Origin of the sequence: Afifella aestuarii (genome assembly GCF_004023665.1) — a bacterium.
In the GTDB taxonomy this organism is placed as follows: Bacteria; Pseudomonadota; Alphaproteobacteria; order Rhizobiales; family Afifellaceae; genus Afifella; species Afifella aestuarii.
On sequence record NZ_SAUF01000001.1, the window covers coordinates 105,505 to 131,797 of the forward strand.

19 protein-coding genes and 1 pseudogene are annotated in these 26,293 nt (G+C 63.8%); 15 read left to right on the forward strand and 5 right to left on the reverse strand.

Annotated elements, in window-relative coordinates:
• The first annotated feature begins 64 nt into the window (after positions 1-64).
• The 7 genes and pseudogenes from EO094_RS00435 to pheT all read left to right on the forward strand — a co-directional run bounded on the left by EO094_RS00435 (position 65) and on the right by pheT (position 8,695).
• A complete protein-coding gene (locus EO094_RS00435; protein WP_128290400.1) occupies positions 65-1,228 on the forward strand; it encodes a glycosyltransferase family 4 protein in 1,164 nt (387 codons plus the stop codon).
• Positions 1,229-1,387: 159 nt separating this feature from the next.
• A pseudogene (gene infC / locus EO094_RS00440) lies at positions 1,388-1,918 on the forward strand (translation initiation factor IF-3); the annotation flags it as partial.
• Positions 1,919-2,509: 591 nt separating this feature from the next.
• The gene (rpmI, locus tag EO094_RS00445; protein ID WP_128290402.1) at positions 2,510-2,710 is read left to right on the forward strand and encodes a 50S ribosomal protein L35; all 201 of its coding nucleotides are present in this window, start codon (positions 2,510-2,512) and stop codon (positions 2,708-2,710) included.
• 12 nt (positions 2,711-2,722) lie between these two features.
• Positions 2,723-3,124, forward strand: a complete 402-nt coding sequence (gene rplT / locus EO094_RS00450) for a 50S ribosomal protein L20 (RefSeq protein WP_128290403.1) — start codon at positions 2,723-2,725, stop codon at positions 3,122-3,124.
• A 141-nt stretch (positions 3,125-3,265) separates the two neighbouring features.
• Entirely contained in the window at positions 3,266-4,348 is a 1,083-nt protein-coding gene (gene pheS / locus EO094_RS00455; protein WP_128290404.1) for a phenylalanine--tRNA ligase subunit alpha, read from the forward strand.
• 280 nt (positions 4,349-4,628) lie between these two features.
• The gene (locus tag EO094_RS00460; protein WP_128290405.1) at positions 4,629-5,963 is read left to right on the forward strand and encodes a globin-coupled sensor protein; all 1,335 of its coding nucleotides are present in this window, start codon (positions 4,629-4,631) and stop codon (positions 5,961-5,963) included.
• A 326-nt stretch (positions 5,964-6,289) separates the two neighbouring features.
• Entirely contained in the window at positions 6,290-8,695 is a 2,406-nt protein-coding gene (gene pheT / locus EO094_RS00465; protein WP_128290406.1) for a phenylalanine--tRNA ligase subunit beta, read from the forward strand.
• A 149-nt stretch (positions 8,696-8,844) separates the two neighbouring features.
• Here pheT and EO094_RS00470 read toward each other — a convergent pair whose 3' ends face one another.
• The 5 genes from EO094_RS00470 to mutS form a co-directional block, all read right to left on the reverse strand.
• Complete coding sequence (locus EO094_RS00470; protein WP_128290407.1) at positions 8,845-9,339, reverse strand: universal stress protein; 495 nt, start codon at positions 9,337-9,339, stop codon at positions 8,845-8,847.
• A gap of 49 nt (positions 9,340-9,388) precedes the next feature.
• The gene (gene trpS / locus EO094_RS00475) at positions 9,389-10,450 is read right to left on the reverse strand and encodes a tryptophan--tRNA ligase (protein ID WP_128290408.1); all 1,062 of its coding nucleotides are present in this window, start codon (positions 10,448-10,450) and stop codon (positions 9,389-9,391) included.
• Between the two features lie 75 nt (positions 10,451-10,525).
• A complete protein-coding gene (murJ, locus tag EO094_RS00480) occupies positions 10,526-12,088 on the reverse strand; it encodes a murein biosynthesis integral membrane protein MurJ (protein ID WP_128290409.1) in 1,563 nt (520 codons plus the stop codon).
• A gap of 60 nt (positions 12,089-12,148) precedes the next feature.
• Entirely contained in the window at positions 12,149-14,968 is a 2,820-nt protein-coding gene (locus EO094_RS00485) for a [protein-PII] uridylyltransferase (RefSeq protein ID WP_128290410.1), read from the reverse strand.
• Positions 14,965-17,718 (reverse strand): DNA mismatch repair protein MutS, encoded by a 2,754-nt coding sequence (gene mutS, locus EO094_RS00490; protein WP_425455815.1) that lies wholly within the window; start codon positions 17,716-17,718, stop codon positions 14,965-14,967. Before mutS ends, EO094_RS00485 begins: the two co-directional genes overlap by 4 nt.
• A gap of 170 nt (positions 17,719-17,888) precedes the next feature.
• On the opposite strand from mutS, the gene sppA reads away from it, so the two are divergent.
• The 8 genes from sppA to infB all read left to right on the forward strand — a co-directional run bounded on the left by sppA (position 17,889) and on the right by infB (position 26,251).
• A complete protein-coding gene (sppA, locus tag EO094_RS00495) occupies positions 17,889-18,851 on the forward strand; it encodes a signal peptide peptidase SppA (protein ID WP_128290411.1) in 963 nt (320 codons plus the stop codon).
• 10 nt (positions 18,852-18,861) lie between these two features.
• Complete coding sequence (gene ihfB / locus EO094_RS00500) at positions 18,862-19,149, forward strand: integration host factor subunit beta (RefSeq protein ID WP_128290412.1); 288 nt, start codon at positions 18,862-18,864, stop codon at positions 19,147-19,149.
• 4 nt (positions 19,150-19,153) lie between these two features.
• Complete coding sequence (locus tag EO094_RS00505) at positions 19,154-19,504, forward strand: lipopolysaccharide assembly protein LapA domain-containing protein (RefSeq protein ID WP_128290413.1); 351 nt, start codon at positions 19,154-19,156, stop codon at positions 19,502-19,504.
• 14 nt (positions 19,505-19,518) lie between these two features.
• Positions 19,519-20,478: a bifunctional Delta(1)-pyrroline-2-carboxylate/Delta(1)-piperideine-2-carboxylate reductase gene (gene lhpI, locus EO094_RS00510; protein WP_128290414.1), complete on the forward strand. Its 960-nt coding sequence runs from the start codon at positions 19,519-19,521 to the stop codon at positions 20,476-20,478.
• Positions 20,479-20,658: 180 nt separating this feature from the next.
• Positions 20,659-21,213 carry a ribosome maturation factor RimP gene (gene rimP, locus EO094_RS00515; protein ID WP_128290415.1) on the forward strand — a complete coding sequence of 185 codons (555 nt, stop codon included), beginning with the start codon at positions 20,659-20,661 and terminating at the stop codon, positions 21,211-21,213.
• Between the two features lie 95 nt (positions 21,214-21,308).
• On the forward strand, positions 21,309-22,919 hold the full coding sequence (gene nusA / locus EO094_RS00520; RefSeq protein ID WP_128290416.1) for a transcription termination factor NusA: 1,611 nt from the start codon (positions 21,309-21,311) through the stop codon (positions 22,917-22,919).
• Between the two features lie 59 nt (positions 22,920-22,978).
• Complete coding sequence (locus EO094_RS18945) at positions 22,979-23,608, forward strand: RNA-binding protein (protein WP_128290417.1); 630 nt, start codon at positions 22,979-22,981, stop codon at positions 23,606-23,608.
• A gap of 12 nt (positions 23,609-23,620) precedes the next feature.
• Positions 23,621-26,251, forward strand: a complete 2,631-nt coding sequence (gene infB, locus EO094_RS00530; protein WP_128290418.1) for a translation initiation factor IF-2 — start codon at positions 23,621-23,623, stop codon at positions 26,249-26,251.
• Positions 26,252-26,293: the final 42 nt, after the last annotated feature.

Here is a 26,293-nt window from a genome sequence, read left to right on the forward strand (position 1 = left end):
ACTATGGCGCAGGAGGTGCGCCGAGCCCGTGCCGGCGTCAACCCGTCCACAGCCTCTTTCGTTCATGCCAAAAACCATCCTGCAGGTAATCCCCCAGCTCGAAACCGGCGGCGCAGAGCGCACCGCCGTCGACATGGCCGCGGCCGTCGTCGAGAGCGGAGGGCGAGCCCTCGTCGCCAGCGAAGGCGGGCGCATGGAAGAAGAGCTGCAGGCGAAGGGCGGGGAAGTGGTGCGGCTGCCGGTCGCCTCGAAGAACCCTTTCGTGATGGCCGCCAATGCCCGCCGTCTCGCCGCTCTGATCCGCAGGGAGAAGGTCGACCTCGTTCATGCCCGCAGCCGCGCGCCAGCCTGGTCGGCGCTTCTCGCCTGCCGCATGACCGGGGTGCCGTTCGTCACCACCTATCACGGCATCTACAATCAGAACGGCGCTGTCAAAGGCCTCTACAATTCCGTGATGGCCCGCGGGACGGAGGTCATCGCCAATTCCGATTTCACCGCCCGCATCATCATGCAGCGCCATGGCACGCCGCGGGAGCGCATTCGCACGATTTACCGAGGCACCGATCTTGCCCGTTTCGACCCGGCCGCCGTGCCAGAGGTGCGCATCGCGGCGTTGCGTCAGGCCTGGGATTTGCCGGCGGACCGGCCGGTCATCCTCAACGTGGCGCGCATCACGCAATGGAAGGGCCAGCCGACCCTGATCGAGGCGGCGGCGCGGCTTGCAAAGAGCAAGGATTTTCTGCTGGTCCTGGCCGGCGACGCGCAAGGCCGAGAAGCCTATCTCGCCGGGCTGCGCCGGCAGGTTTCGGAGGCGGGGCTCAGCGAACGCGTGCGCATTCCCGGTCATTGCGACGACGTGCCGGCAGCGCTTGCGCTCGCCTCGGTGGCGGTCGTCGCCTCCGTCGAGGCGGAAGCCTTCGGGCGCTTCGCGGTCGAAGCTCAGGCCATGGGCGTCCCCGCCATCGTCACCGATCTCGGTCCGTCGCGGGAGACGGTGCTCGCCCCGCCGGAGGCCGGAGAGGCGGAGAGAACCGGCTGGCGCGTGCCGGCGGGCGATGCCACAGCACTTGCTGCCGCCCTTGACCACGCGCTTTCCCTTACCCATCTGGAGATCGACGATCTGGCACGACGCGCCAGATCCCACGCGTCGCGTTTTTCCCTCGATGCGATGACCCGGGAGACGCTGGCGCTTTACGAAGAAGTTCTGTCGAGAGGCGCAAAAACCTAGGACAGATTCCGGCGGGTTGGCCCTGCGACCTTGTTTCGATGAGGTTTTTCTCGGCCCTGCGTTCCGATTTACGTCTCGAAATGCTATTATGCCCGCCCAGCGCGGCTTGCGAGCCCGCTCCAAGCCTGCAAGACAGCAATTATATAAGGAGAGCTGACCATTCGCAGACCCCATCGTGCGCCACCTCCGGTGAAGGAGGGGCCCCGCGTCAACGACGAGATCCGGCTTCCCGAGATCCAGTTGATCGATCATGAAGGCACTAATCACGGCGTCATTTCCACGGACGAGGCCAAGGCCATCGCCGCGGAAGCGGGGCTTGATCTCGTCGAGATCTCGCCCAATCAGCGACCGCCCGTCTGCAAGATTCTGGACTACGGCAAGTTCAAATACATCTCGCAGAAGAAAGCCTCTGAGGCGCGCAAGAAGCAGAAGACCGTCGACGTCAAAGAAGTGAAGATGCGGCCGAACATCGACACGCACGATTACGAAGTGAAAATGCGCAATGCGCGCCGCTTCGTCGAGGACGGCGACAAGGTCAAAGTGACGATGCGCTTCCGTGGGCGCGAAATGGCGCACCAGGAACTCGGGCTGCAAGTCCTCAACCAGGTTCGTGACGAGCTGGAAGACCTTTCCAGGGTGGAACATGCCCCCAAGATGGAAGGTCGCCAGATGATCATGATCCTGGGCCCTGATCCGCGGAAGATCGCCGCTCTGCAAAAGGCGCAGAAGGAAGCCGAGAAGGCTCGCAAGCGCGAGGAACGCCTCGCCGCGCAGCGGGACGGCAACGCATCGGATGACGCCGAAGAGCCTGAGATGGAGGCCGAAGATCCCGAGCTCGACGCCGATGAGGCGAACGAGACGGAGTCGGAGGACGATACCGATCGGCAGACGGCTCAGGCGGCAGCCGAGGCATAACCGAAAGACCCGGCCCTACGCCCCCGCAAGGCCATCTTGCCTGCGTGCGGCGGTCGGGCAGCTTCTTTCGAGCGAGAACCGGGGTTATGGCGGCGTGCGGCATGTCTGTTGCCGGGCCGCCGCATCATCGGCTTGCGGCGGCTGACGGCTCGGCGGAGCCGCAGTGATCCTCTCGTGACAATCGGCAGGGGCGGCGCCCTTGCCTTTAATTTTGCGCTTATCTATAAGCGCGCCTGCCGGATCGCCCGGCTATCTGCCTTCGGGCGGATTGGGCATGCCGTGGCGATCCAGAAAGCTCATACATGAGCCGATCAGGGATGGGCTCCGCATCCGGCGGGGCCTCTTCCTTATGGAAAGGAGAGCAAAATGCCCAAGATGAAAACGAAAGCGGGCGCTAAAAAGCGCTTCAAATTTACCGCCTCCGGCAAGATCAAAGTGGGCGCGGCCGGCAAGCGCCACGGCATGATCAAGCGCACGACGAAATTCATCCGCAGCGCGCGGGGCACGATGGTGCTCAGCGACCAGGATACGAAGATCGTCAAAAAATACATGCCCTACCAGCGTTAAGGAGAGCGGATCATGGCACGTGTGAAACGCGGCGTGACGGCTCACGCCAGGCACAAAAAGGTCATCAAGCAGGCGAAGGGCTATTATGGCCGTCGCAAGTCGACCTTCCGCGCCGCCAAGCAGGCGGTGGAAAAGGCCAACCAGTACGCCTATCGCGATCGGCGCGCGAAGAAGCGCAATTTCCGCGCTTTGTGGATCCAGCGCATCAATGCCGCTGCGCGCCTCAACGGTCTCACCTATGGTCGCCTGATCGACGGGCTCAGCAAGGCGGGCATCGAAGTCGACCGCAAAGTCCTGTCCGATATCGCCATCCATGAGCCGGAAGCGTTCACGGCACTCGCCAACAAGGCGAAGGATGCGCTCGCTTATCTCAAGGACCATACGCCGAACGAGTTCGAGGCCGCCGTCCGCTGACGCCGGTTCAAGCATTCGATATCCAAGGGCGGCCACGGGCCGCCCTTTTTCGTTGCGGCGGTTTCCGAACCGCCCACGCTTGCGTCAGAAAAGCGAGAGGTCTTTTCTCCGGCGCGCGATGACGCTAGAGCGGTTCCCACCATGACCGAAGACAACGATCTCGTCGCGCTGGAGCGCGATATCCTCGAGCGCATCGACACCGCAGAGAACGAGGCGGCGCTGGAAGACGCGCGCATCGCCTCGCTCGGCAAGAAAGGTGTCGTCTCGGAACGCCTCAAAGGGCTCGGCAAGATGACGCCGGAGGAGCGCCAGGTCGCAGGCCCCGCCCTCAACGGCCTCAAGGCGCGCATCACCGAGAAGATCGAGGCGCGGCGCAGCGTTTTGAAAGAGAAGGCGCTGACACAGCGGCTGAAGAGCGAGACGATCGACGTCACGCTGCCGGCACGTCCCGAACAGCGCGGCACCATCCACCCGACCACGCAGGTCTGGCAGGAAGTGATCGCCATCTTCGCCGATATGGGTTTCTCGGTCGCCGAGGGGCCGCACATTGAGAGCGACTGGTACAATTTCGGCGCGCTTAACATTCCGCCGGAGCATCCGGCCCGGCAGGAGATGGACACCTTCTATCTGAAGCCGAAGGAAGACGGCTCGCGCATGGTGCTGCGCACGCACACCTCGCCCGTGCAGATCCGCACGATGGAAAACGAGACGCCGCCGATCCGCATCATTGCGCCGGGACGCACCTTCCGCTCCGATTCCGATCGCACGCACACGCCGATGTTCCATCAGATCGAGGGTCTCGTCATCGACGAGACCACGCATATGGGCCATCTGAAGGGCACGCTGGAAGCCTTCTGCAAAGCCTTCTTCGAGGTGGACGACGTGAAGATGCGTTTCCGCCCGTCGCATTTTCCCTTCACCGAACCTTCGATGGAGATCGATATCGGCTGCCATTGGGAGGGCGGGGAGCTGAAGATCGGCGAGGGCGATGACTGGCTGGAGATTCTGGGCTCCGGCATGGTCCATCCGAACGTGATCCGTGCCGGCGGTCTCGACCCTGAAAAGTATCAGGGCTTCGCCTTCGGCATGGGGCTCGACCGCATCGCCATGCTGAAATACGGCATTCCGGATCTGCGCGCCTTCTTCGAGGCGGATCTCAGATGGCTCCGGCATTATGGCTTTGCCGCGCTCGACATGCCGAGCGTTGCCGAGGGCTTGAGTTGAAGCACCAGGGGGTGCGACTTCTCCCCCTCTTCTGCCTGATCCTCAGCCTTACAGCCTGCCAGACTGCGCCGGCTCCCTCATCGGCGTCCGAGGACGCCGTCACTGTGGGCAATTGGACCGTTCGCACCGGCGCAGCGGTTCGTGTCGACGCTGTCTATTCGAAGTGATCCAGTAAAACTCCTCCTCTGGTCGCGTCGCAAGCTTCGCACAACCTGCCGATGTGCATTTTTCCCGCGCAGTCCGCCCTTCCCCCCGGCGGAGAGCGATGGGAAATCACATTATGGAAACAGAATCCGCGCTGCGTGAGCGGCTCTCCTTTCTCAACATCGGACAAGAGGAGCGCGATCAGCTGCACGCGATGTGGCCGCTGATCGAACCGGCTCTGCCGGGAATCATTCACCGGTTCTACGACCATGTCGGCAAGGTCCCGCATCTGAAGGAGATGATGGGCAACAAGCAGGATCGGCTCGTCGGTCTCCAGGCCGGGCATTGGGGGCACCTCTTTTCGGGTGCCTTCGACGATGCCTATTTCGCCTCCATTCGGCGCATCGGCCTCATTCATCATAAAATCGGGCTCGAGCCACGCTGGTATATCGGCGGTTACGCCTTCGTTCTCAACGAACTCGTCCGCCATATCACGTCGCTGGGCCGGGTCGGTCGCCGCACCCGCAACCACTGGCTGACCACGATGAACAAGGCGGTGATGCTCGACATGGACATCGCCATCTCCGTCTATGAAGAGGTCCTCATCGAGGAGCGCCAGCGCCGCGGGGCTGCGCTCGCCGAGGCGATCACGGCCTTCTCGGTAGCCGTGGAAGAAAGCCTCTCGGTGTCGCGCCAGGCCAATCTCGACCTGTCGACGAGTGCGGAAACCCTTGACGGTACGACCGGATCGGCGAGCGCGCTTGCGACACAGGTGGTGGCCGCGGCAGAACAGACGGCCTCGAACATGCAGGCAGGCGCGGCGGCCGCCGAACAGCTCGCCGCCTCCGTCCGCGAAATCGCCGAACATGCCGGACGCTCGGCGAAAATCGTCTCAAGTGCGGTTGTCGGCACCAAGACGACGAGACAATCGGTCTCTGGGCTCGCCGGGCATGCGCGCCAGATCGGCGCCGTCGTCGATCTCATCAACCAGATCGCGTCGCAAACCAATCTCCTGGCGCTGAACGCCACGATCGAGGCCGCCCGTGCCGGCGAGGCCGGCAAAGGCTTTGCCGTCGTCGCCCAGGAGGTGAAAGCGCTCGCCGGGCAGACCGCCAAGGCGACCACGGAGATCGTCGGGCTCGTCACCGCCATCCAGTCCGCGACGCAGGAGACGGAAGATTCCATCGGCGACATCAGCCGCATCATCGAGGAAGTGAGCGAGACGGCCACGGCGATCTCGGCCGCAGTCGAAGAGCAGAACGCGGCCACCGCCGATATCGCCAACAACGTGAATCAGACCGCGGACAATGCGCGCTCGGTGGTGGAGAGCATGGAGATCCTCAATTCCTCCACGACGAACGCCGCCAATGTCGCCCATCGGGTCAAGATGGCGAAGGACACCCTCGACAGGGAGCTCGGCCGGCTGCAGGGCGACATCTCAAAGTTTCTGGAAACGGCGCAGGCCGCCTGAGCCCAGCAGCCCAGGGCGGCGGAGTTCGGCCGCCCTCTCCGGCCTTTCAAAACTGCTGCGGTGAGCCGACACTCGAGCGCATGCACGCGCTGAGATTTGGCCGCTGCTCCAACGGAACACCAGAAAACCGGCGTCGCCTGCAGACGACGCCGGTTTTCATGATGACAGAGAGGCTCTCCCCGGCACGGATCGCGCCTTCCCGAACCCTGCCGACAAGCGTTTCTCGGTCGCTCTTCGTTGCTGTCGCGACACCTCGCCTGCCTGCCGACCTTGCCTGGTGCGGCAGAGGCGTCTAGGGATCGGCAACGATCGCGACGAAGACGAACATGAAATTCACTCTCTCCTGGCTCAAATCCTTCCTCGACACCGACGCTTCGGCAGAGGAGATCGCCGACAAGCTCACCATGATCGGTCTCGAGCTTGAAAGCCTCACCAATCCGGCCGATGCGCTGAAGCCCTTCGTCATCGCAAAGGTGCTCGAAGCCAAGCAGCATCCGAACGCCGACAGGCTGCGCGTCTGTCAGGTCGATCCGGGAACGGGCGAGGCTATTCAGGTGGTCTGCGGGGCACCCAATGCCCGCACCGGCATGATCGGCGTTTTCGCGCCTGTCGGCTCTTACGTTCCAGGCACGGGCATCGAGCTCAAGGCCGGCAATCTGCGCGGCCAGGCCTCGAACGGCATGCTGGTCTCGGAACGCGAATTGATGCTCTCCGACGATCATGAGGGCATCATCGACCTTCCCGACGACGCGCCGGTTGGCACGCCCTATGCGACCTGGGCGGGGCTCGACGACCCCGTCATCGATATCGGCGTCACACCGAACCGGCCCGACGCTCTCGGCGTCTACGGCATTGCCCGAGACCTCGCCGCAGCCGGGATGGGCACGCTGAAGCCGCTCGAGGCGGCACCGGTCGAGGGAGCCTTCAAGAGCCCGATCGGCGTCGAACTCCGTTTCGACGGAGACGATACGAGCCCCTGCCCGCATTTCGTCGGCCGCTATATCCGCGGCGTCAAGAACGGTCCCTCTCCCGCCTGGATGCAAAAGCGGCTTCGGGCGATCGGGCTTCGGCCGATCTCGGCGCTTGTCGACGTCACCAATTACATGACCATCGCCTATGGCCGGCCGCTGCACGTCTTCGATGCCGCCAAAGTCAAAGGCACGATCCATGCGCGCCTGGCAAAGCCCGGCGAGACCATCGAGGCACTCGACGGGCGCACCTATTCGCTCGACGAGACGATGACGGTGATTGCCGACGACGCAGGACCTGAAGGACTTGCCGGCGTCATGGGCGGCGAGGTGTCCGGCGTCAGCGAGACGACGACGGACGTGTTTCTGGAATCGGCCTATTTCGATCCGATCCGCACCGCCTCCACCGGACGCAAGCTCAATCTTCTGTCCGATGCCCGTTACCGCTTCGAGCGCGGCATCGACCCGGCCTTCACCGAGCCGGGCGCGGAGATCGCCACCCGCCTCATCCTCGACATGTGCGGGGGCGAAGCCTCCGAGATCGTCATCGCCGGCGAAGCGCCGCTTCGAAACGCCAATGCGCGTCTGCGCATGAACCGCGTGACGACGCTCGCTGGCGTCGAGATCGCACCACGGACCCAGGTCGATATTCTGGAAAGCCTCGGCTTCGCCGTTGCCGGGACCGACGAAGAGATCGTCGCAGCGATTCCCTCATGGCGTCCGGACGTCAATGGCGAGGCGGATCTCGTGGAAGAGATCGTGCGCATCCACGGGCTTGAGAAAATCGCTCACGTTATGCTGCCGCGCACCGATGCCGTCACGAAGCCGAAGCTCTCCGTGCAGCAACGGCGCCGGTTCAAGGCGGCCCGCGCACTTGCCTCGCGCGGCTTTAACGAGGCCGTGACCTGGTCCTTCCTGCCGTCCGATCAGGCGCGTCTCTTCGGCGGCGGCGAAGACCTCCTCGCCCTCGATAATCCGATTTCGACGGAGCTGTCCGATATGCGGCCGTCGCTGCTTGCCGGATTGATCGCTGCCGCTTCCAGGAACGCCGATCGTGGCACGGAAACGCAAGCGCTTTGCGAAGTGGGACAGGTCTATCCAGGCGACCGCCCGGAGGATGAACGCCTCCACGCCACGGGTATCCGCCTCGGCGTCACCGGACCGCGCAGCGCGCTTCAGGCCCCGCGGGGCGTCGATCTCTTCGACGCCAAAGCGGACGTGCTCGCAGTTCTCGAACTTCTCGGCGCACCGGTCGACAAGGTGCAGGTGCAGGCCGAAGGGCCCGAGTGGTATCATCCAGGGCGTGTCGGCACGGTCACTCTCGGCCCGAAGAACAAACTCGCGACCTTCGGTGAACTTCATCCCCATATCCTGGAGGCTTTCGATGTCTCGGGACCGCTCGTCGGCTTTGAGATCGACATCGACGCCATTCCGGTGCCGAAATCACAGCGTGCCGCACGCGCGGCGTTGAAGATTTCGGGCTACCAGGCTGTCCGGCGCGACTTCGCCTTCGTCATCGAAGACAATGTTCCCGCAGAAAAGCTCGTGCGTGCGGCCAAGGGCGCAGAAAAGAGCCTGATTAGCCAGGTCAACGTCTTCGACGTCTTCAGAGGCGCGGCAATCGGCGAAGGCTACAAGTCGATCGCCATCGAAGTGACACTAACGCCCGAAGACCGCACATTGACGGAAGCAGAGATCGAGGCAGTCTCCAGCCGAGTCGTCCAGGCCGTGGAGAAGGCAACCGGCGGTCAGTTGCGGCGTTGAACCCAACGAGATCTTCCACAGCTTGTGGTAAAGCTGTGGAAATCGTCTGATTCTCGATGAAGAACGTCCGATATCTCAGGATGTTGGCGGATGTTTTTGTTTTGTCCTTCCCGGAGGGAAGGTCGAAGATCAAAGCAGGAACAAGACCGTCAGACGATCTCGTCCATCACCTCGTCTGAGAGGTTTTCCGGAACGATCGTGACCGGAATCGGGAATGCGGCACCGCCTTTTTGCGCAATCGAGGAGACGAGCGGGCCAGGTCCTTCCGAACCGCCGGAGGCGGCGAGAACGAGAATGGCGATGTCCTCGTCTTCTTCGATGAGCTTGCGGATCTCGTCGGCCCGCTTGCCTTCGCGGATGACGAGCTCGGGCTCGATCCGCGACATGTCGGCCATGCGCGAGGCGAAGCGCCCAAGAATATTCTCCGCCTCTTCCATGGCTTCGGCACGCATCACTTCTTCGACGCCCAGCCAGTGCTGGAAATCACCGGGCTCCGTGACGAAAAGCATGGTAACGGCGCCGTTGGTGCGCTCCGCACGCTTTGCGGCATAGCGCATCGCGCGCACGCATTCCGGCGTGTCGTCGATCACCACCAGGAATTTCCGCTTGTGGCCCTCTGCCCGGGCGCGTCTCGGCCGCATCATGCACTCATGCTGCCATTGGCGGGAGCTGTCAGCAAGCGCGGCGTCGCCGTCATGCGGCAGGCCCGCTCTTGGCCTGCGGCCGCAAGAGCCCGACCACGTCCTTCACCTCGTCCATGATCGGATCGGCAATGGCGCGCGCCCTGTCGGCGCCACGGGCGAGCAGCGCGTCGATCTCGGCCGGATCGGCGAGCAAGCGCCGCATCTCGTCGGCGATCGGCGCGAGGCGAGCAACCGCAAGATCGGCGAGCGCCGGCTTGAAGGCGGCAAAGCCCTGTCCGCCATATTCGGCGAGCACGGCCTCCTTGCTGATGCCGGCGAGTGCCGCATAAATCCCGACGAGGTTTTCGGCACCGGCACGATCCTTGAGACCCTCGAGCTCAGAGGGAAGCGGCTCCGGATCGGTGCGCGCCTTGCGCACCTTCTGGGAGATCGCATCGGCGTCGTCGGTCATGTTGATGCGCGAATAATCGGACGGGTCCGACTTCGACATCTTCTTGGTGCCATCGCGCAGGCTCATGACGCGCGTCGCCGGCCCCGTGATGAACGCCTCCGGCAGCGGGAAAAACTCCTCTGCAAAGCCGTGAGCGGCGATCGATTCGGCGAAATCGTTGTTGAACTTCTGCGCAATGTTGCGGGCGAGTTCCAGATGCTGCTTCTGATCCTCGCCGACCGGCACATGCGTGGCCCGGTAGACGAGAATGTCGGCGGCCATCAGGTTGGGATAGACGAAGAGGCCCGTGGAAACGTTCTCGCGATCCTTGCCCGCCTTCTCCTTGAACTGCGTCATGCGATTGAGCCAGCCCATGCGGGCGACGCAGTTGAACACCCAGCCAAGCTCGGCGTGAGCCGCCACGGCCGATTGATTGAAGATGATCGAGCGCTCGGGATCGACGCCGCCGGCGATATAGGCAGCGGTCAGTTCGCGAATGTTGGAGCGCAGCTCCTTCGGATCCTGCCACAGGGTGATGGCGTGGAGATCGACGACGCAATAGATGCAATCGTGCGTCTCCTGCATCTTCACCCAGTTCACCATGGCTCCGAGATAATTGCCGAGATGCAGCGAATGGGTCGGTTGCATGCCGGAAAAGACACGGTGTGGATGGCTTGTCATGGGGATTGTCCGAAGGAAACGGTGGGAATTTCGGATGCCGTTATCGCCGCTCGATCACCACCACGCAAGGCCGCTTCACGCAGCCCTGCGCCGCATGAGACCGGCGAGCACACGCAGATCCGCCGCCCCGATCAGATGCGCCACGGCGAAGTAAACGGCGGCGGCAACGCCGCATAAGCCGAGCAGCAGACCAAAACGCACGAGGAAGGGTTCGCCCGGCGCCATCAGCGACGCGAGCCAGAGGGCGCCGACGTAGAGCACGCCGCCCAGAACGGCCGATGCTGCGACAATGCGTGGCGTCCGGCGCAGAACGGCACTGTCGACGGTCCAATGGCCCCGACGGCGCAACGTCAGTATGAGCAGCGTGATGTTGGTCCAGCCGGAAACCGCCTCGGCGGTCGCGATCCCCGCCTCGGCAAAAATCGGAAAAAGCGTGAGAGCGAGCGCCACGTTGATCGAAACGGCGATGGCGGAGAACATCATCGGCGTCTTGGTGTCCTCGCGGGCGAAATACCCGGGCGTGAACACCTTCACGAGGACGAAGGCGGGCAGTCCGAAACCGAAGACGCGCAGGGCTGCGGCCGTCGCCTCTCGCGTCTCCACGGAAAAGGCACCGCGCTCGAAAAGCACACTCACCAGCGTTTCGGGGATGGCGATCAGCGCGGCGGCTGCCGGCAGCGTCAGGAAGAAGGCGAATTCGAGCGCCCGGTTCTGCACATGCGTCGCCTCGCGAAAATGCTCCGCCTTCAAGGTGCGCGACAGTTCCGGCAGGAGGACGACGCCGATCGCGATCCCCACCACGCCAAGCGGCAGCTGATAGAGCCTGTCGGCATATTGCAGGATCGAAATGGCGCCCGCCTTGGTGGAGGCGATGATCTGGCCGATGAAGAGATTGATCTGGGTGATGCCGCCGGCGGCGGCGGCAGGTGCAGCAAGCCAGAGAAGCCGCTTCACGCTCGGTGTCAGCCTGGGCCGTTTCAGGCGCATATGGAAACCGATGCGCCGCGCCGCCCAGGCGACCATGAGGAGCTGCAGCACACCCGCCACCAGCACCGACCAGGAAAGAATTCGGCCAACCTCGGGGCCGCTCATGTCCTTTAAGAAGGTGACGGCAAGCGCGGCGATCGTGGTGACGTTCAGAAGGACGGGGGCGAGTGCGGGAATGAAAAACGTGCGGTGGGCGTTCAAGACGCCCGTCACCATCGCCGTCAGCGACATCAAGACGAGATAGGGAAACATCACCCTGAAGAGCTCGATCGTCAGGGTGAACTTTGCGGGATCCTCACGGAAGCCCGGCGCCAGAATGGTGACGATGAGCGGGGTGGCCACCATCACGAGGGCGGTGAGTGCGAGAAGCACGAACATGAGCGCCGCCAGCACATCCTCTGCGAACAGGCGGGCCCGATCCTCCCCGTCGCCTTCGAGCGTGCGCGAATAAAGCGGCACGAAAGCCGCGTTGAAGGCGCCTTCTGCAAAGAGCCTGCGAAACAGGTTTGGAAACCGGAAGGCGGCGTAAAAGGCATCGGCCACCGGCCCGGCGCCGAGAGCCGCAGCGATCAACATCTCCCGGACGAAACCGAGAACCCGGCTGGCGAGCGTGGCGCCGCCGACGGAGACGAATTTTTTGACGAGGCTCACGGGCGGCGGCTCATTCTGTAAAAAAGCGCAGAGGGGAGAAGAGAAGCAAGGAGGCCGCTCTCAAGAGGCCGCCAAGGCCGCCGCATCCGCGGCAGCGCCTTCGATGATGGCAACGAGTTCGCGCCGGATGCGCTTCTGGCGCGCCTGCGCCGTGATTTTCTGGCCGAGAAGATCGGTCACGTAGAACGTATCGACCGCGCGTTCGCCGAAGGTGGCGATGTGGGCGGAGGCGATGTCGAGACTGAGATCGGCGATCACCCGCGTCAGATCGTAGAGAAGCCCGATGCGATCGAGACAGGCGATCTCGATCACCGTGAACCGGTCAGAGAGAGAATTGTCGATCTTGACGTCGGGCTCGATGGTGAAGGCATCCTGCTTCGCCGGACCTTCGCGCCGCTTGGCGAGCATGTCGGGAAGATGCACATGGCCGGCCAGCGCTTGTTCGATCAGGGCTGCGACCCGCTCGGCGCGCCGCCTCTCATCCGCATCCGCCTCGAAAGCGCGGGAGACGACGATGGTATCGAGTGCGCGACCGTCCGTGGTGGTGAAGATTTGCGCGTCGACGATGTTCGCACCCGTCGCCGAGCACGCCCCGGCCATCAAAGCGAGCAGCCGCGGATGGTCGGGCGTCAGGATGGAAATCTCGGTGACAGCCTCGAAATCGCGCACCGTCACTTCGTGAGCGAAAGGCCGGTTGCCATCGCCCGTGCGGCGGATGAACTCGGCATGCCGGACCTGGTCTTCCAGCGCCGTGCGCAGCCAGTAGGCCGGGTAATGCAGTTCGAGCAGGCGTTCGCGCTCCTCCTGTGGCCAGTCTGAAAGCTTGGCGGAGAGCTCGGCGCGGGCGCGGGCGATGCGCTCGTTGCGGGCTATCTTGGAATGGCCGCCGGTCAGGATCAGCTCGGTCTCGTTGTAGAGCGTGCGCAGAAGCTGGCCTTTCCAGCCGTTCCAGACACCCGGTCCAACGGCCCGGATATCGCAGACGGTGACGATCAGGAGCAGCTTCAAACGCTCCGTCGTCTGCACCACCTTGGCGAAGTCCATGATGGTGCGTCGATCGGCAAGATCGCGCGACTGCGCCGTGATCGACATCGTGAGGTGCTGCTCCACGAGCCAGGCGACGGTTTCCGTCTGGTGGGCGGTGAGACCGAGCCGCGGGCCGACCTTTCGGGCAATGCGGGCCCCGGCGATGGAATGATCTTCCACCCGTCCCTTGGCGATGTCGTGCAGAAGCAGCGCCACGTAGAGCACCGTCTTGTCTGCGATCTCCGGCAGGAAATCCGTGCACAGCGGCAAATCTTCGGTGAGGCGCCCGCTTTCCAAAGCGGCGAGCGTTCCGATCGTGCGGATCAGATGCTCATCCACCGTGAAGTGGTGATACATGTTGAACTGCATCATCGCGACGATGCGGCCGAACTCCGGCAGGAACTTCCCGAGCACCCCGGTCTCGTTCATCTGCCGCAGAATGACCTCCGTATTCTCTCCCGAACAGAGGATCGAAAGGAAAAGACGGTTCGCTTCCGGATCGTTCTGCAGATCCGGCCCGATCAGGCGCAGCGACTTCGTGATGAGGCGCACCGTATCGGGGTGAAAGGCGTGGCTGCCTTCCGCAGCATAATGAAAAACGCGGATGAGATTGACCGGATCGCGGGTGAAGACGGCTTCGTCACGCTCGCGCAGCCGGTTGTTCTCGACGTAAAAGTCGCCGAGAAAAGCGGCCTCCTGCCGCCGCACTTTGAACGTCCGCAGGAGACGGTTGAGGCGCGCCTCCTTCTTCTGCTGGCGCTCTTCGAGGGCCGCACAGACGATGCGCGTCAGGTCGCCCACGTCCTTCGCCACGAGAAAATAGTGCTTCATGAAGCGTTCGACGGCTTTGAGCCCGGGATGCCGGGTGTAGCCGAGCCTTCGGGCGAGCTCGGGCTGGAGATCGAAGGAGAGGCGTTCCTCCGCCCGGCCGGTGATGAAATGCAGATGACAGCGCACCGCCCAGAGGAAGTCGTCGCATTTGCGGAAGAGACGGTTTTCGGCGCGGCTCAAGAGGCCAGCTTCGACGAGCGCCTCGCCACCGGCATGCGTCTGATAGACGTATTTGCCGATCCAATAGAGCGTCTGCAGATCGCGTTGGCCGCCCTTGCCTTCCTTGACATGCGGCTCGACCAGATAGCGTGATGTGCCGATGCGCGCATGCCGGGAATCGCGCTCTGCGAGCTTGGAAGCGATAAATTCCGGCGCCGTGCCTGCCACCACTTCCTTGTTGAAGCGCTCCTGTAGATCCTTGAACAGGCTGTCTTCGCCGCAGAGGAAGCGCGCCTCCAGAAGCGCCGTGCGCACGGTCATATCCTGCCTGGCCATGCGGATCGATTCGGTCACCGTGCGGGTTCCGTGACCCACTTTGAGGCCGAGATCCCACAGCATGTAGAGAACGAATTCCGTCACGCTCTCCGACCAGGCGGTGGATTTATAAGGAAACAGAAACAGCAGATCGATGTCGGAGCCGGGCGCAAGCGTGCCGCGGCCGTAGCCGCCGACGGCGGCAACCGTGAGCCGCTCGGCGGAAGAAGGATTGCTCGCCGGATAAACAAGGCCGCCGAAATCGACGAGAGCCACGATCATGGCGTCGAAGAAGGTCGAAAGCCTCTGTGCGGCCCTAACCCCCTTGCCGTCCTCCTCCAGATCCTCGCGCACTTTGGCGCGCGCCTCGCCGAGGGCGGCTTTGAGCCCGGCAAGAAGCTGCGCCCGAGCATCAGACCGCGCGGGATCGCCTTCCGCAAGAGGCGCACGAAACACCTCGGCCAATCGCTCGGGATCGATCGGCAAATCCGCGTAGCGGGAAAAATCGAGATCTATCGCAGAACGGAGTTCGGTCTCAGTCACGCTCATATCTTTGCCGATCGACGCAGGCGTTTCAGTTCAAACAATTGGTCGAGAGCCTGCCTTGGGCTGAGCTCGTCCGGGTCGAGCCCGTCAATATAAGCCAACAACTTCGTGGTTTCTTCATCGATCTCGACGCGCCCCGGTCTTGCGGCGAAGAGTGGCAGGTCGTTCAACAACTCCGCCGGGCTGGACTTGCGGTCGGCCGCCTCGAGCCTGTCGAGGATGACACGAGCCCGGGCGATGACCGGCGAGGGCAGGCCAGCGAGTTTTGCGACCTGGATGCCGTAAGAACGATCGGCCGCGCCGGCGACGACCTCGTGCAGGAACACCACATCGCCCTTCCATTCCTTCACCCGCATCGTGGCGTTGTCGAGGCGGGGAAGCTTGCCGGAGAGCGCGGTGAGCTCGTGATAATGGGTGGCAAAGAGCGTCCGGCAGCGATTCTGCTCGTGCAGATGTTCAACCGCCGCCCAGGCGATGGAGAGGCCGTCGAATGTCGCCGTGCCACGCCCGATCTCGTCGAGAATGACGAGGGCTCCGGGGCCCGCCTGATTGAGGATCGCCGCCGTCTCGATCATCTCCACCATGAAGGTGGAGCGGCCGCGGGCGAGATCGTCGGCAGCCCCGACGCGCGAAAAAAGCCCGTCTACGACGCCGATATGCGCGGCCTTTGCCGGCACATAGGCGCCAGTCTGGGCGAGGATCGCAATGAGGGCATTCTGGCGAAGAAAGGTCGACTTGCCCGCCATATTCGGACCGGTGACGAGCCAGATGCGGCCTGTCTCGTCGTCGGCGTTGCCCAGATGGCAGGAATTGCCGACGAAGCTGTCGCCCGAGCGGCGGAGCGCCTGTTCCACGACGGGATGGCGCCCCTCTTCTACGATAAAGGCGCGGCTGGCATCGATATGGGGGCGAACGCAGTTTTCCGCCGCCGCAAACTCGGCGAAGCCTGCGGCGACATCGAGAGCCGCCAGCGCCTCGGCCGTCCGGCGGATATCACCGGCAAGCGCTCCGGCCGCCTGCGCGAGATCGGCGAAAATCTGCAACTCGATCGCCAGCGCCCGGTCGGCGGCGGAAGCAATCTCACGCTCCAACTCTCCCAGCCGCGGCGTCGTAAAGCGCATCGCATTGGCGAGCGTCTGGCGGTGGATGAAGCCCGATTCCTCCTTCTGCAGGGGTGCGGCCTGGGCGGCGCTCGCCTCGACGAAATAGCCGAGCACGTTGTTGTGGCGGATCTTGAGGCCGCGCACACCTGTCGCGTCGCTGTATTCCTTCTGCAGCGAGGCGATAATGCGGCGGCTCTCATCGCGGAGAAGCCGCAGTTCGTCGAGGTCGGACGAGAAACCCGCACGCACGAAACCGCCGTCCCGCTTGAGGAGCGGCAGTTCCTCGGCAAGTGCTGAGTCGACCGACTGACTGAATTCGCGAGGCGCCTCTGACAGAACGCCGGCGATCTTCTTAAGCTCTGATTCTAAAGGCAAATCGAGCTCGGACAAGAGATCCGACAAAGACAGAGCGACCCGCAGGCCGGAGGAGAGTGCGGCAAGATCGCGAGGACCGCCTCGGTCCAGGGTCAGGCGCGTGAGGGCGCGCAGAATATCAGGTGCCTCACTGAGAACGCGCCGCAGTCTGGTTCTGAGCGCGTCTTCGTCGAGAAGCGTCGCGACGCTGTCGAGACGAAGATTGACCGCGGCCGGATCCGTCAACGGGCTCGCCAGACGCTGCGCGAGAAGACGGGAGCCTGCGGGCGTCACCGTGCGGTCGATCGCCTCGATCAGCGACCCTTTCTTCTCGCCATGCAGCGTGCGGAAAAGCTCGAGATTGGCCCGGGTGGCCGCATCGATGCGCATCGCCGCGCCGTCATGCTCGCGGCGGAGCGGCGCGATCGGCGGACGCGCCGCGATCTGAGTCTTTTCGACATAAGCGAGAATGGCCGCGGCCGCCGCCGTCTCGGCGCGCGAGAAATCGCCGAGACCGTCGAGCGAGGCGACGCCGAAATAGGTCGTGATGCGTGCGCCGGCCGTCCCGGGCTCGAAAAAGGAGGCTGGCAGCGGCGACAAAGTGGCCCCGACGAGGGCGACGGCCGAGGAGAGCGCCTGATCGCTCGCCAGCTTGTCGACGACGAGCACTTCGCTCGGCTCGAGCCGCGCAAGACAGCGCTCCAGCCCGCCCGCCGGCACCGTCGTGACGCAGAACTCGCCGGTCGAAATATCGATCCAGGCAAGCGCATGGGCCGGGGCCTCCCCGTCGGAGGCCGGGATCCGGCTGACGGCCGCCAGAAAGTTGTTGCGCCTGGCGTCGAGCAACGTCTCTTCGGTGAGCGTGCCGGGCGTGACGAGACGCGTCACCTCACGTCGAACGACGGATTTGGAGCCGCGGCGCCGGGCTTCCGCCGGATCTTCCGTTTGTTCACAGACGGCCACGCGGAACCCGGAGGCGATCAGCTTCTGTAGATAATCGTCAGCCGCGTGCACCGGCACGCCGGCCATGGGGATATCCTCTCCGAGATGCTTGCCGCGCTTCGTCAGCGCGATGCCGAGGCAGCGCGAGGCCTTCTCCGCATCGTCGAAAAAGAGCTCGTAGAAATCGCCCATGCGATAGAACAGGAGGCAATCCGGATTGGCCGCCTTGATCTCGATATATTGCTCCATCATCGGCGTCAGCTTCGGCGCTGGCGCCTCCTTGAGGGCAGTCTCGTCAGGGTGGGGCTCCGGAGAGGACACCGGAGCGGTTTTTGTGGCAGAAGCGATCGGCATGCGCGAAGCTTAACGACAGCGCCGCGCCGACGCCACATCGACCGGGCAGAAGGCCCCAAGATTCCCAAGCCGCGACGCTTGCGGATTGACGAATATGTAGCGGCCAGAAATGCATGGGAGCGCTTGCGGCGGTGTCTGGCTGCTGCTACCTCGCCCCGAAGGAGTACCGGATGGACACTGAGGATCTTATCGAGCGCCGCCGTTTGCGGCGTCGCGCCAGTTTCTGGCGGGTCGTCGCCTTCGTCGTGGCGATCGCCGCGGTGGCGTTTTTCGTGCGGCAATCCGGTGTCGTCGGCGGGTCCAGCGACCAGATCGCACGCATCTCGGTGGAGGGCTTCATCCCGACGCGCCCCGACGCGGTGGATCTCCTGGAGCAGGCGGCCGACACAGACAGCGTGAAAGCCATTATCCTGCGCATCGATTCACCCGGCGGCGCGGCCTCCGGGGGCGAAGCGCTCTACAAGGCCGTGCGCGATGCGGCGCAAAAGAAGCCGGTGGTCGCAACGATCGAGGGTCTCGGAGCCTCTGCCGCCTATATGACGGCAATCGGCGCGGATCATATCGTGGCGCGCGAGACAGCTCTGACCGGCTCGATCGGGGTGATCCTGCAATTCGCGACGGTCGAAAACCTTCTCGACAAGCTCGGCGTCAATTACGTCGAGGTGAAGAGCAGCCCGCTCAAAGGCGAACCGACACCGTTCGAGGCGCCGAGCCCGGAAGCGCTCGCCATGGTGCAGTCGGTCATCGACAGCTCGTATGACTGGTTCGTTGGCCTCGTGGCGGAGCGTCGCAATCTTCAGCCCGATGTCGCGCGCCGGTTGTCCGACGGCAGCATCTTCACCGGACGCCAGGCGGTCGAAAACGGCCTGATCGATGCCGTCGGGGGCGAAGACGAAGCCAAAGCGTGGCTTTCGGCAGAGCGCAACGTCTCTGCCGACCTGCCACTCAACGACTGGGAGAAGGATGAGGGGACTTTCTCCGGTCTCACCACCGCCGGGGCGGCGGTGGTGATGAAGGCGCTCGGTCTCGAGGACCAGTTTCAGGCGCTTTTGGGAACTCTGCCGCAGCGTCTCGCTGTTGACGGGCTCGTATCCGTTTGGCAGGGTAATTCTTCAATAAGATCAGGTCGCTAGGGGGCCGGCGGTGATCAAGTCAGAACTCGTACAGAAGCTCGCGGACAAAAATCCGCATCTCTATCAACGGGATGTGGAGGCGATCGTGAACGCCATTCTGGAAGAAATCGTCGAGGCGCTGTGCCGCGGCGACCGTGTCGAACTCAGGGGTTTCGGCGCATTTTCTGTGAAGAACCGGCCTGCTCGCACCGGCCGCAACCCCCGCACTGGGGAAGCCGTTTCCGTATCGGAGAAATACGTGCCATTCTTCAAGACCGGTAAGGAAATGCGGATCAGGCTCAACGGCGGAGACGAATAAGGCGATGCAACAGCTCGCTTGGCTCATCAAGTGGATCATCCTTCTTCCGATCCTGGTGGTGATCGCGCTTCTCGCCGTCGCCAACGATCAGACGGTGGCGCTCAGGCTCAACCCGTTCGACGCCGACGATCCCGTTCTCAGGGTCGAGCTGGCCTTGTATCAGGTGGCGTTCGCGGCCTTTGCCCTCGGCGCCATCTGCGGCGGCATCGTCATGTGGAACGGGCAGCGCAAATATCGTCGACAGGCCCGCGAAAAGCGGCATGAAGCGGCGGCGCTTCGGGCTCGCGCCGACAAATCGGAACGGCAGGCACATCAAAATGCCGGCCTTCTGGCAGGGCCGGCGCCGCGCGCCTGACGGCGGATCTTGTGATGCGCGTCATTCCCGCAGCGGATATCGCGGATGTCCTCACCTTTCCCGAGCTCATCGAAACGCTGAGAAGCGCCTTTCGGCAAGGGGTGGTGACACCGGTCCGCCACCATCATTCGATCCAGTTTCCCGATCAGGCGGAAGCGACGCTGCTTCTCATGCCGTCGTGGAACGACTTCGACCAGCAGGGTCATTCCGAGCGCGGCTATGTCGGCGTCAAGATCGTCACGGTCTTTCCCGACAATGCGAGCCGCGGCAAGGCGGCCGTCGCCGGGGTCTATCTTCTCTTTTCCGGCAAGAGCGGCGAGCCGCTCGCCGTCATCGACGGGTCTGCGCTGACGGTCTGGCGCACGGCGGCAGCTTCCGCGCTCGCCGCCTCCTATCTCGCCAGGCCGGATGCCAAGCGCCTGTTGATGGTGGGGGCCGGAGCCCTTGCCCCCTACCTCATCGAAGCGCATGCGGCCGTGCGCCCGATCGAGGAAGTGCTAATCTGGAACCGACGCCCTGAAAAAGCGGAGCGGCTTGCCGAAAGGCTGCGCCCACGGCGCTACCGTCCGCATTTCACCGAAGATCTGGAAGGCGCCGTGCGCGGCGCCGACATTGTCTCCTGCGCTACCTTGTCGAACCATCCGATCGTCAAGGGCGAATGGCTCAAGCCCGGCGCCCATCTCGACCTCGTCGGTGGTTTCCGCCCGGAGATGCGCGAAACCGACGACGACGCCATCCGCCGTGCCCGCGTCTTCGTCGACACGCGCGAGGGGGCGATGAAGGAAGCGGGCGACATCGCGCAGCCGCTCGAAAGCGGCATCTTAACGGCAGACGATATCACCGCGGACCTCTTCGAGCTGACACGCGGCGAGAAGGCCGGCCGCCGCTTCTACGACCAGATCACGCTGTTCAAATCGGTCGGAACGGCACTCGAAGATCTGGCCGCTGCGATCCTGGTGTTTTCGCGCGCCTGACCCCGCGTCTCGGCGAAGTCTTCTCGGGGCGCTTGAAACGTCGGCGGTAAAATCGTATATTGGCGACAACAATTCTCGAATACCGTCGAGAGTGGGTCCTCCGGGTCCCGCTCTTTTTTATTGCCGCCACTTGGCTCAAGCCGTTGCTGCAAGGCGGGTTTCCGCATCTTCGGGAGGAAGATGACCGACACAGACATGCACACTCCGTCGAGCGAGCGATTGATCCGCGAGACCGGACTGGAAGCACGTATCGCGCACATCGCCGAGCCCGTGGTATCGGGTCTCGGCTACGAACTCGTGCGCGTCAAAGTGCTGGGCCAGAACGGCATGACCGTGCAGATTATGGCCGAACGCCCGGATGGCACGATGGGCGTCGACGATTGCGAAGCCATCAGCCGCGACCTGTCGCCGGCTCTCGATGTCGACGATCCGGTCGGACGGCCTTACAATCTCGAAGTGTCCTCTCCTGGCATCGACCGCCCGCTGACGCGGGTGAAGGACTTCGAATTGTGGGCCGGCCACGAAGCGAAGATCGAAATGGCGGTCTTGCAGAACGGCCGTAAGCGCTTCCGCGGCATCCTGCTCGGTGTGCGCGAGGGCACCACGGGCATGCGGGTGACCAGCGAAGGCGGCAGCGAAGATGTGTGGCTGCCGCTTAGCGAGGTCGCCGATGGCAAGCTCATCTTGACCGACAAGCTGATCGCGGCGACCCAGGCGGACCGCCAGAGCGACTGAACGACGAACGAGGGTCAGGGATTTCGGTCCCGATCGCTTCAGGCCCGCAAGGGCAAGGATAACAGGCCCGGTGGGCCGGGAAACGGAGCTGTCCAATGGCAGTGAGTGCAAACAGGCTCGAACTTCTGCAGATCGCCGACGCGGTGGCGCGGGAGAAGAGCATCGACCGGCAGATCGTCATCTCCGCCATGGAGGACGCGATCCAGAAGGCGGCGAAATCGCGCTATGGCGCGGAAACGGATGTGCGCGCCGAGATCGATCCGAAAACCGGCGACATCCGCCTGCAGCGTCTCCTGGAAGTGGTCGAGAGGCCTGAAGATTTCGCCACGCAGATTGCGCTTGAAGACGCGCGCGGCCGCAACCCCGCAGCGCAGGTGGGCGACTTCATCTCCGAACCTCTGCCGCCGCTCGATTACGGCCGCGTCGCCGCGCAATCGGCCAAGCAGGTCATCATGCAGAAGGTGCGCGACGCCGAGCGCGACCGTCAGTACGAAGATTACAAGGACCGCATCGGCGAAATCGTCAACGGCACGGTCAAGCGCGTCGAATACGGCAATGTCGTCGTCGATCTCGGCCGTGGCGAAGCGATCATCCGTCGCGACGAGCTGATCCCGCGCGAAAATTTCCGTTACGGCGACCGCGTCCGCGCCTATGTCTATGATGTGAGGCGCGAGCAGCGTGGGCCGCAGATCTTCCTGTCGCGCACGCATCCGCAATTCATGGCGAAGCTCTTCACCATGGAAGTGCCGGAAATCTACGACGGCATCATCGAGATCCGGTCCGTTGCCCGCGATCCGGGCTCGCGGGCGAAGATTGCTGTCATCTCCAACGATTCATCCATCGATCCGGTCGGCGCCTGCGTCGGCATGCGCGGTTCGCGCGTGCAGGCCGTGGTCGGCGAATTGCAGGGCGAGCGCATCGACATCATCCCCTGGTCGCCCGATGCGGCGACCTTCATCGTCAATGCCTTGCAGCCGGCGGAAGTCTCCAAGGTGGTGCTCGACGAAGATGCGGAACGCATCGAGGTCGTGGTGCCGGAAGACCAGCTGTCGCTCGCCATCGGCCGCCGCGGCCAGAATGTGCGGCTCGCCTCGCAGCTTACCGGCTGGGACATCGATATCCTGACGGAAGACGAGGAATCCGAGCGCCGGCAGAAGGAATTCCAGGAGCGTACCGAGCTCTTCCAGAATGCCCTCGACGTCGACGAGATGGTCGCGCAGCTCCTCGCCTCGGAAGGCTTTGCCGACGTGGAAGAGATCGCCTTCGTGGAAATCGACGAACTCGCCACCATCGAGGGCTTCGACGAGGACACCGCCGAAGAGCTGCAGATGCGCGCCCGCGAGTATCTGGAGGCTCTCGAAGCCGAACAGGACGAAGAGCGCAAGAAGCTCGGCGTCGCCGACGAGCTCAAGGAAATCACCGGTGTGACGACGGCCATGCTCGTCGCCTTCGGCAAGAACGACGTGAAGAGCGTCGAAGATCTCGCCTATTGCGCCGTCGACGATCTCGTCGGCTGGACCGAACGCAAGGACGGCGAGACGAAACGCTTCGCCGGCATCCTCGACGACTTCTCGCTGTCACGCGAAGAGGCGGAAGAAATGGTCATGGGCGCCAGGCTTCATGCCGGCATCATCACCGAAGCCGATCTCGCTCAGCCTGAAGAGGAGAGCGACGAGGCCGAGGAGGAGGAGACGGCATCAGCGTGATCGAGGCGGCTCCAGCTCTTGCAGAAAAGCACTCCGGCCCCAAAATAGGGAGGAGGCGAATGTGTGCCGTCTCCCGGCAGGTGCTGCCGGAGGACAGGCTGATACGCTTCGTCACATCTCCCGAAGGCGACGTCGTCGCCGATCTCAAAGCACGCCTCCCCGGGCGCGGCATGTGGCTCGAAGGGCGGCGACCCGTCATCGAGGAAGCCCGCCGGAAGCATGTTTTCGACCGTGCTTTGAAGACTAAGGCAAAGGTCGCTGACGATCTCGGCGATCAGATCGCCGCACTTTTGAAGAGCCAACTTCTCGGCCGCCTCGGACTTGCGGCAAGAGCGCGGCAGGTGGTGTGCGGCTTTGCCAAGGTCGAAGCGGCCCTGCGTTCCGGAGAGGCAATCTGCCTCGTCCATGCTGTCGAAGCAGCTGATGACGGACGCAACAAGCTGGCGGGCGCCGCGCGGCAAGGTCTGGCCTCGACCGGCACAGACGAGCCCCTTCTCGTCGCCCATTTGACGACCGCCGAATTGGGTTTGGCATTGGGGCGGCCACATGTGATACATGCTGCCGTGCTGGATGGCGCGGCGGGACGAAGTTTTCATGACGCGGCGCTGCGCAATCTCCGCTTCGACAACGAGATCTGTCAGCAGCCGCCAGAGCGCGAACACGATATTGACGTCGCCGACCGGCGATGAATGGGAATAGGCATGAGCGAGACGACAAGCAAAGGCGACAAAACGCTTCGCGTAGGAGGCCGTAAAACGCTGTCCTTGAGGCGTGACACAGATACGGTGCGCCAAAGCTTCTCCGGCGGACGATCGAAAGCAGTCGTGGTGGAGAAGAAGCGTCGCCGCCACGGGGGCGGCGATCGTCCCGATGCGCCCGAAACACCGATCCAGACCACGACACGACCGACGCAGGCCGCCAAGGCTCCGCCGCCACCGCCCACGCCACCCGTGCGCGAACAGCAGCAGCGTGGCCGCACAGGTCTCGTGTTGAAATCCTTGACCGAGGACGAGCGTGACGCCCGCGCCCAGGCGCTGGCCGATGCCCGCGTCCGCGAAGCGGAAGAACGCCGTCAGGCCGAGATCGAGGCTGCGCGACGGGCCGAGGAAGAAAAGCGCCTCGCCCAGGAGCGCGAAGAAGCCGCACGCCGTCAGGCCGAAGAAGACAAGCGCCGCGCCGCGGAAACGGAAGCGCGCCGTCGCAGCGAAGAGGCCGCCGGCAAGCACGCGGCCACACCGGACGCAGGGGAACAAGCCTCAGCGCCGGCTGCCGCGACGTCTGCGCCTGCCGCAACGGCCAAGGCCGCAAAGGCAGCTCCGGCTGCCGCCGGCGGAGCCGCGGGTAATGCCGACGAGGCGCCCAAGGAAATCCGTGCCGTGCAGAGGCCGAAGCGTCCCGAGGTCGCCAAGCCCGCCAAGAAGACGACGGGTGGCGGTGATCGCCGCCGTGGGCGCCTCACCGTGACGAACGCCCTCGAAGATGGCGACCGCGAACGTTCGCTCGCTTCGATCCGGCGCAAGCGGGAGAAGGAGAAGCGTCAGCAATCCGGCTTCTCGCCGTCGAACGAGAAGATCGCGCGCGATGTGACCATCCCGGAGGCGATTTCCGTGCAGGATCTCGCCAACCGCATGGCCGAACGTGCCGTCGACGTGATCCGGCTTCTGATGAAGTCCGGCACGATGGTGAAGATCACCGACATTCTCGATGCCGACACCGCACAGCTCGTGGCCGAAGAAATGGGTCACAATGTGCGCCGCGTGGCCGCATCCGACGTGGAAGAAGGTCTGTTCGACGTGCCGGATGTGCCAGAAGATCTGCTGCCGCGGCCGCCGGTCGTGACCATCATGGGCCATGTCGACCACGGCAAGACCTCGCTTCTCGACGCGATCCGCGAAACCAAGGTCGTCGCCGGCGAAGCGGGTGGCATCACCCAGCATATCGGCGCCTATCAGGTGGAGAAGAACGGTCAGAAGATCACCTTCATCGACACGCCGGGCCACGCCGCCTTTACCGCAATGCGTGCCCGCGGCGCGCAGGCGACGGATATCGTTGTTCTGGTGGTGGCGGCCGATGACGGCGTCATGCCGCAGACGGTGGAAGCCATCAATCATGCGCGCGCCGCCGGCGTGCCGATGATCGTGGCGATCAACAAGATCGATAAGCCCGATTCCGATCCAATGCGCGTGAAGACCGATCTTCTGCAGCATTCGGTGGTGACGGAATCGATGTCCGGCGACACGCTCGAGGTCGAGGTTTCGGCCACCAAGCGGATGAATCTCGACGGACTTCTGGAAGCCATCCTGCTGCAGTCGGAGCTTCTCGACCTGAAGGCCAATCCGGACCGCAGCGCAGAGGGCATCGTCGTCGAGGCGCAGCTCGATCGTGGCCGTGGTCCTGTGGCAACCGTGCTCGTTCAGCGCGGCACGCTGCATTCGGGCGATATCATCGTGGCCGGTTCTGAATGGGGTCGTGTGCGCGCGCTCATCGACGACACCGGAGCCCAGGTGAAAGAGGCCGGACCGTCTCGGGCCGTCGAGGTGCTCGGCTTCCAGGGAACGCCTGAAGCCGGCGACCGCGTCGCGGTCGTCGACAACGAAGGCCGTGCCCGCGAGATCTCCGAATATCGTCAGCGCGTGCGCCGCGAAAAGGCGGTCGCCCGTCAGACGGGACAGCGGGGATCGCTGGAGCAGATGATGAACCAGCTGCAGGTGGAAGGCACCAAGACCTTTCCGCTGGTCATCAAGGGCGACGTGCAGGGTTCGGTCGAAGCCATCATCGGCGCTCTCGACAAGATCTCGACGGACGAAGTCGCGGCAGACATCGTGCATTCGGGCGTCGGTGGCATCACCGAATCCGACATCACGCTCGCAGCGGCCTCCAATGCGGCGGTCCTCGGCTTCAACGTGCGTGCCAACAAGCAGGCCCGCGAAGCGGCAGCCCGCGATGGCGTCGAAATCCGCTACTACAACATCATCTACGACCTCACCGATGACGTGAAGGCGGCGATGTCGGGCATGCTTTCGCCCGAACGGCGCGAAACCTTCATCGGCAATGCCGAGATCCTGGAGGTGTTCAACATCACCAAGGTCGGCAAGGTCGCCGGTTGCCGCGTCACCGAAGGCAAGGTGGAGCGTGGTGCGGGTGTGCGCCTCATCCGCGACAACGTGGTGGTGCACGAAGGTCGGCTTTCGACGCTCAAGCGCTTCAAGGACGAAGTCCGCGAAGTGCCGGGCGGCCAGGAATGCGGCATGGCCTTCGAGAAGTACGAGGACATGCGCGTCGGCGACATCATCGAGTGCTACCGCGTGGAAGAAGTGGCCCGCACGCTTTAAGCGTCGGCCCTTCGCCGGGGTCTCCAGAGCTTCGCCTCCGGC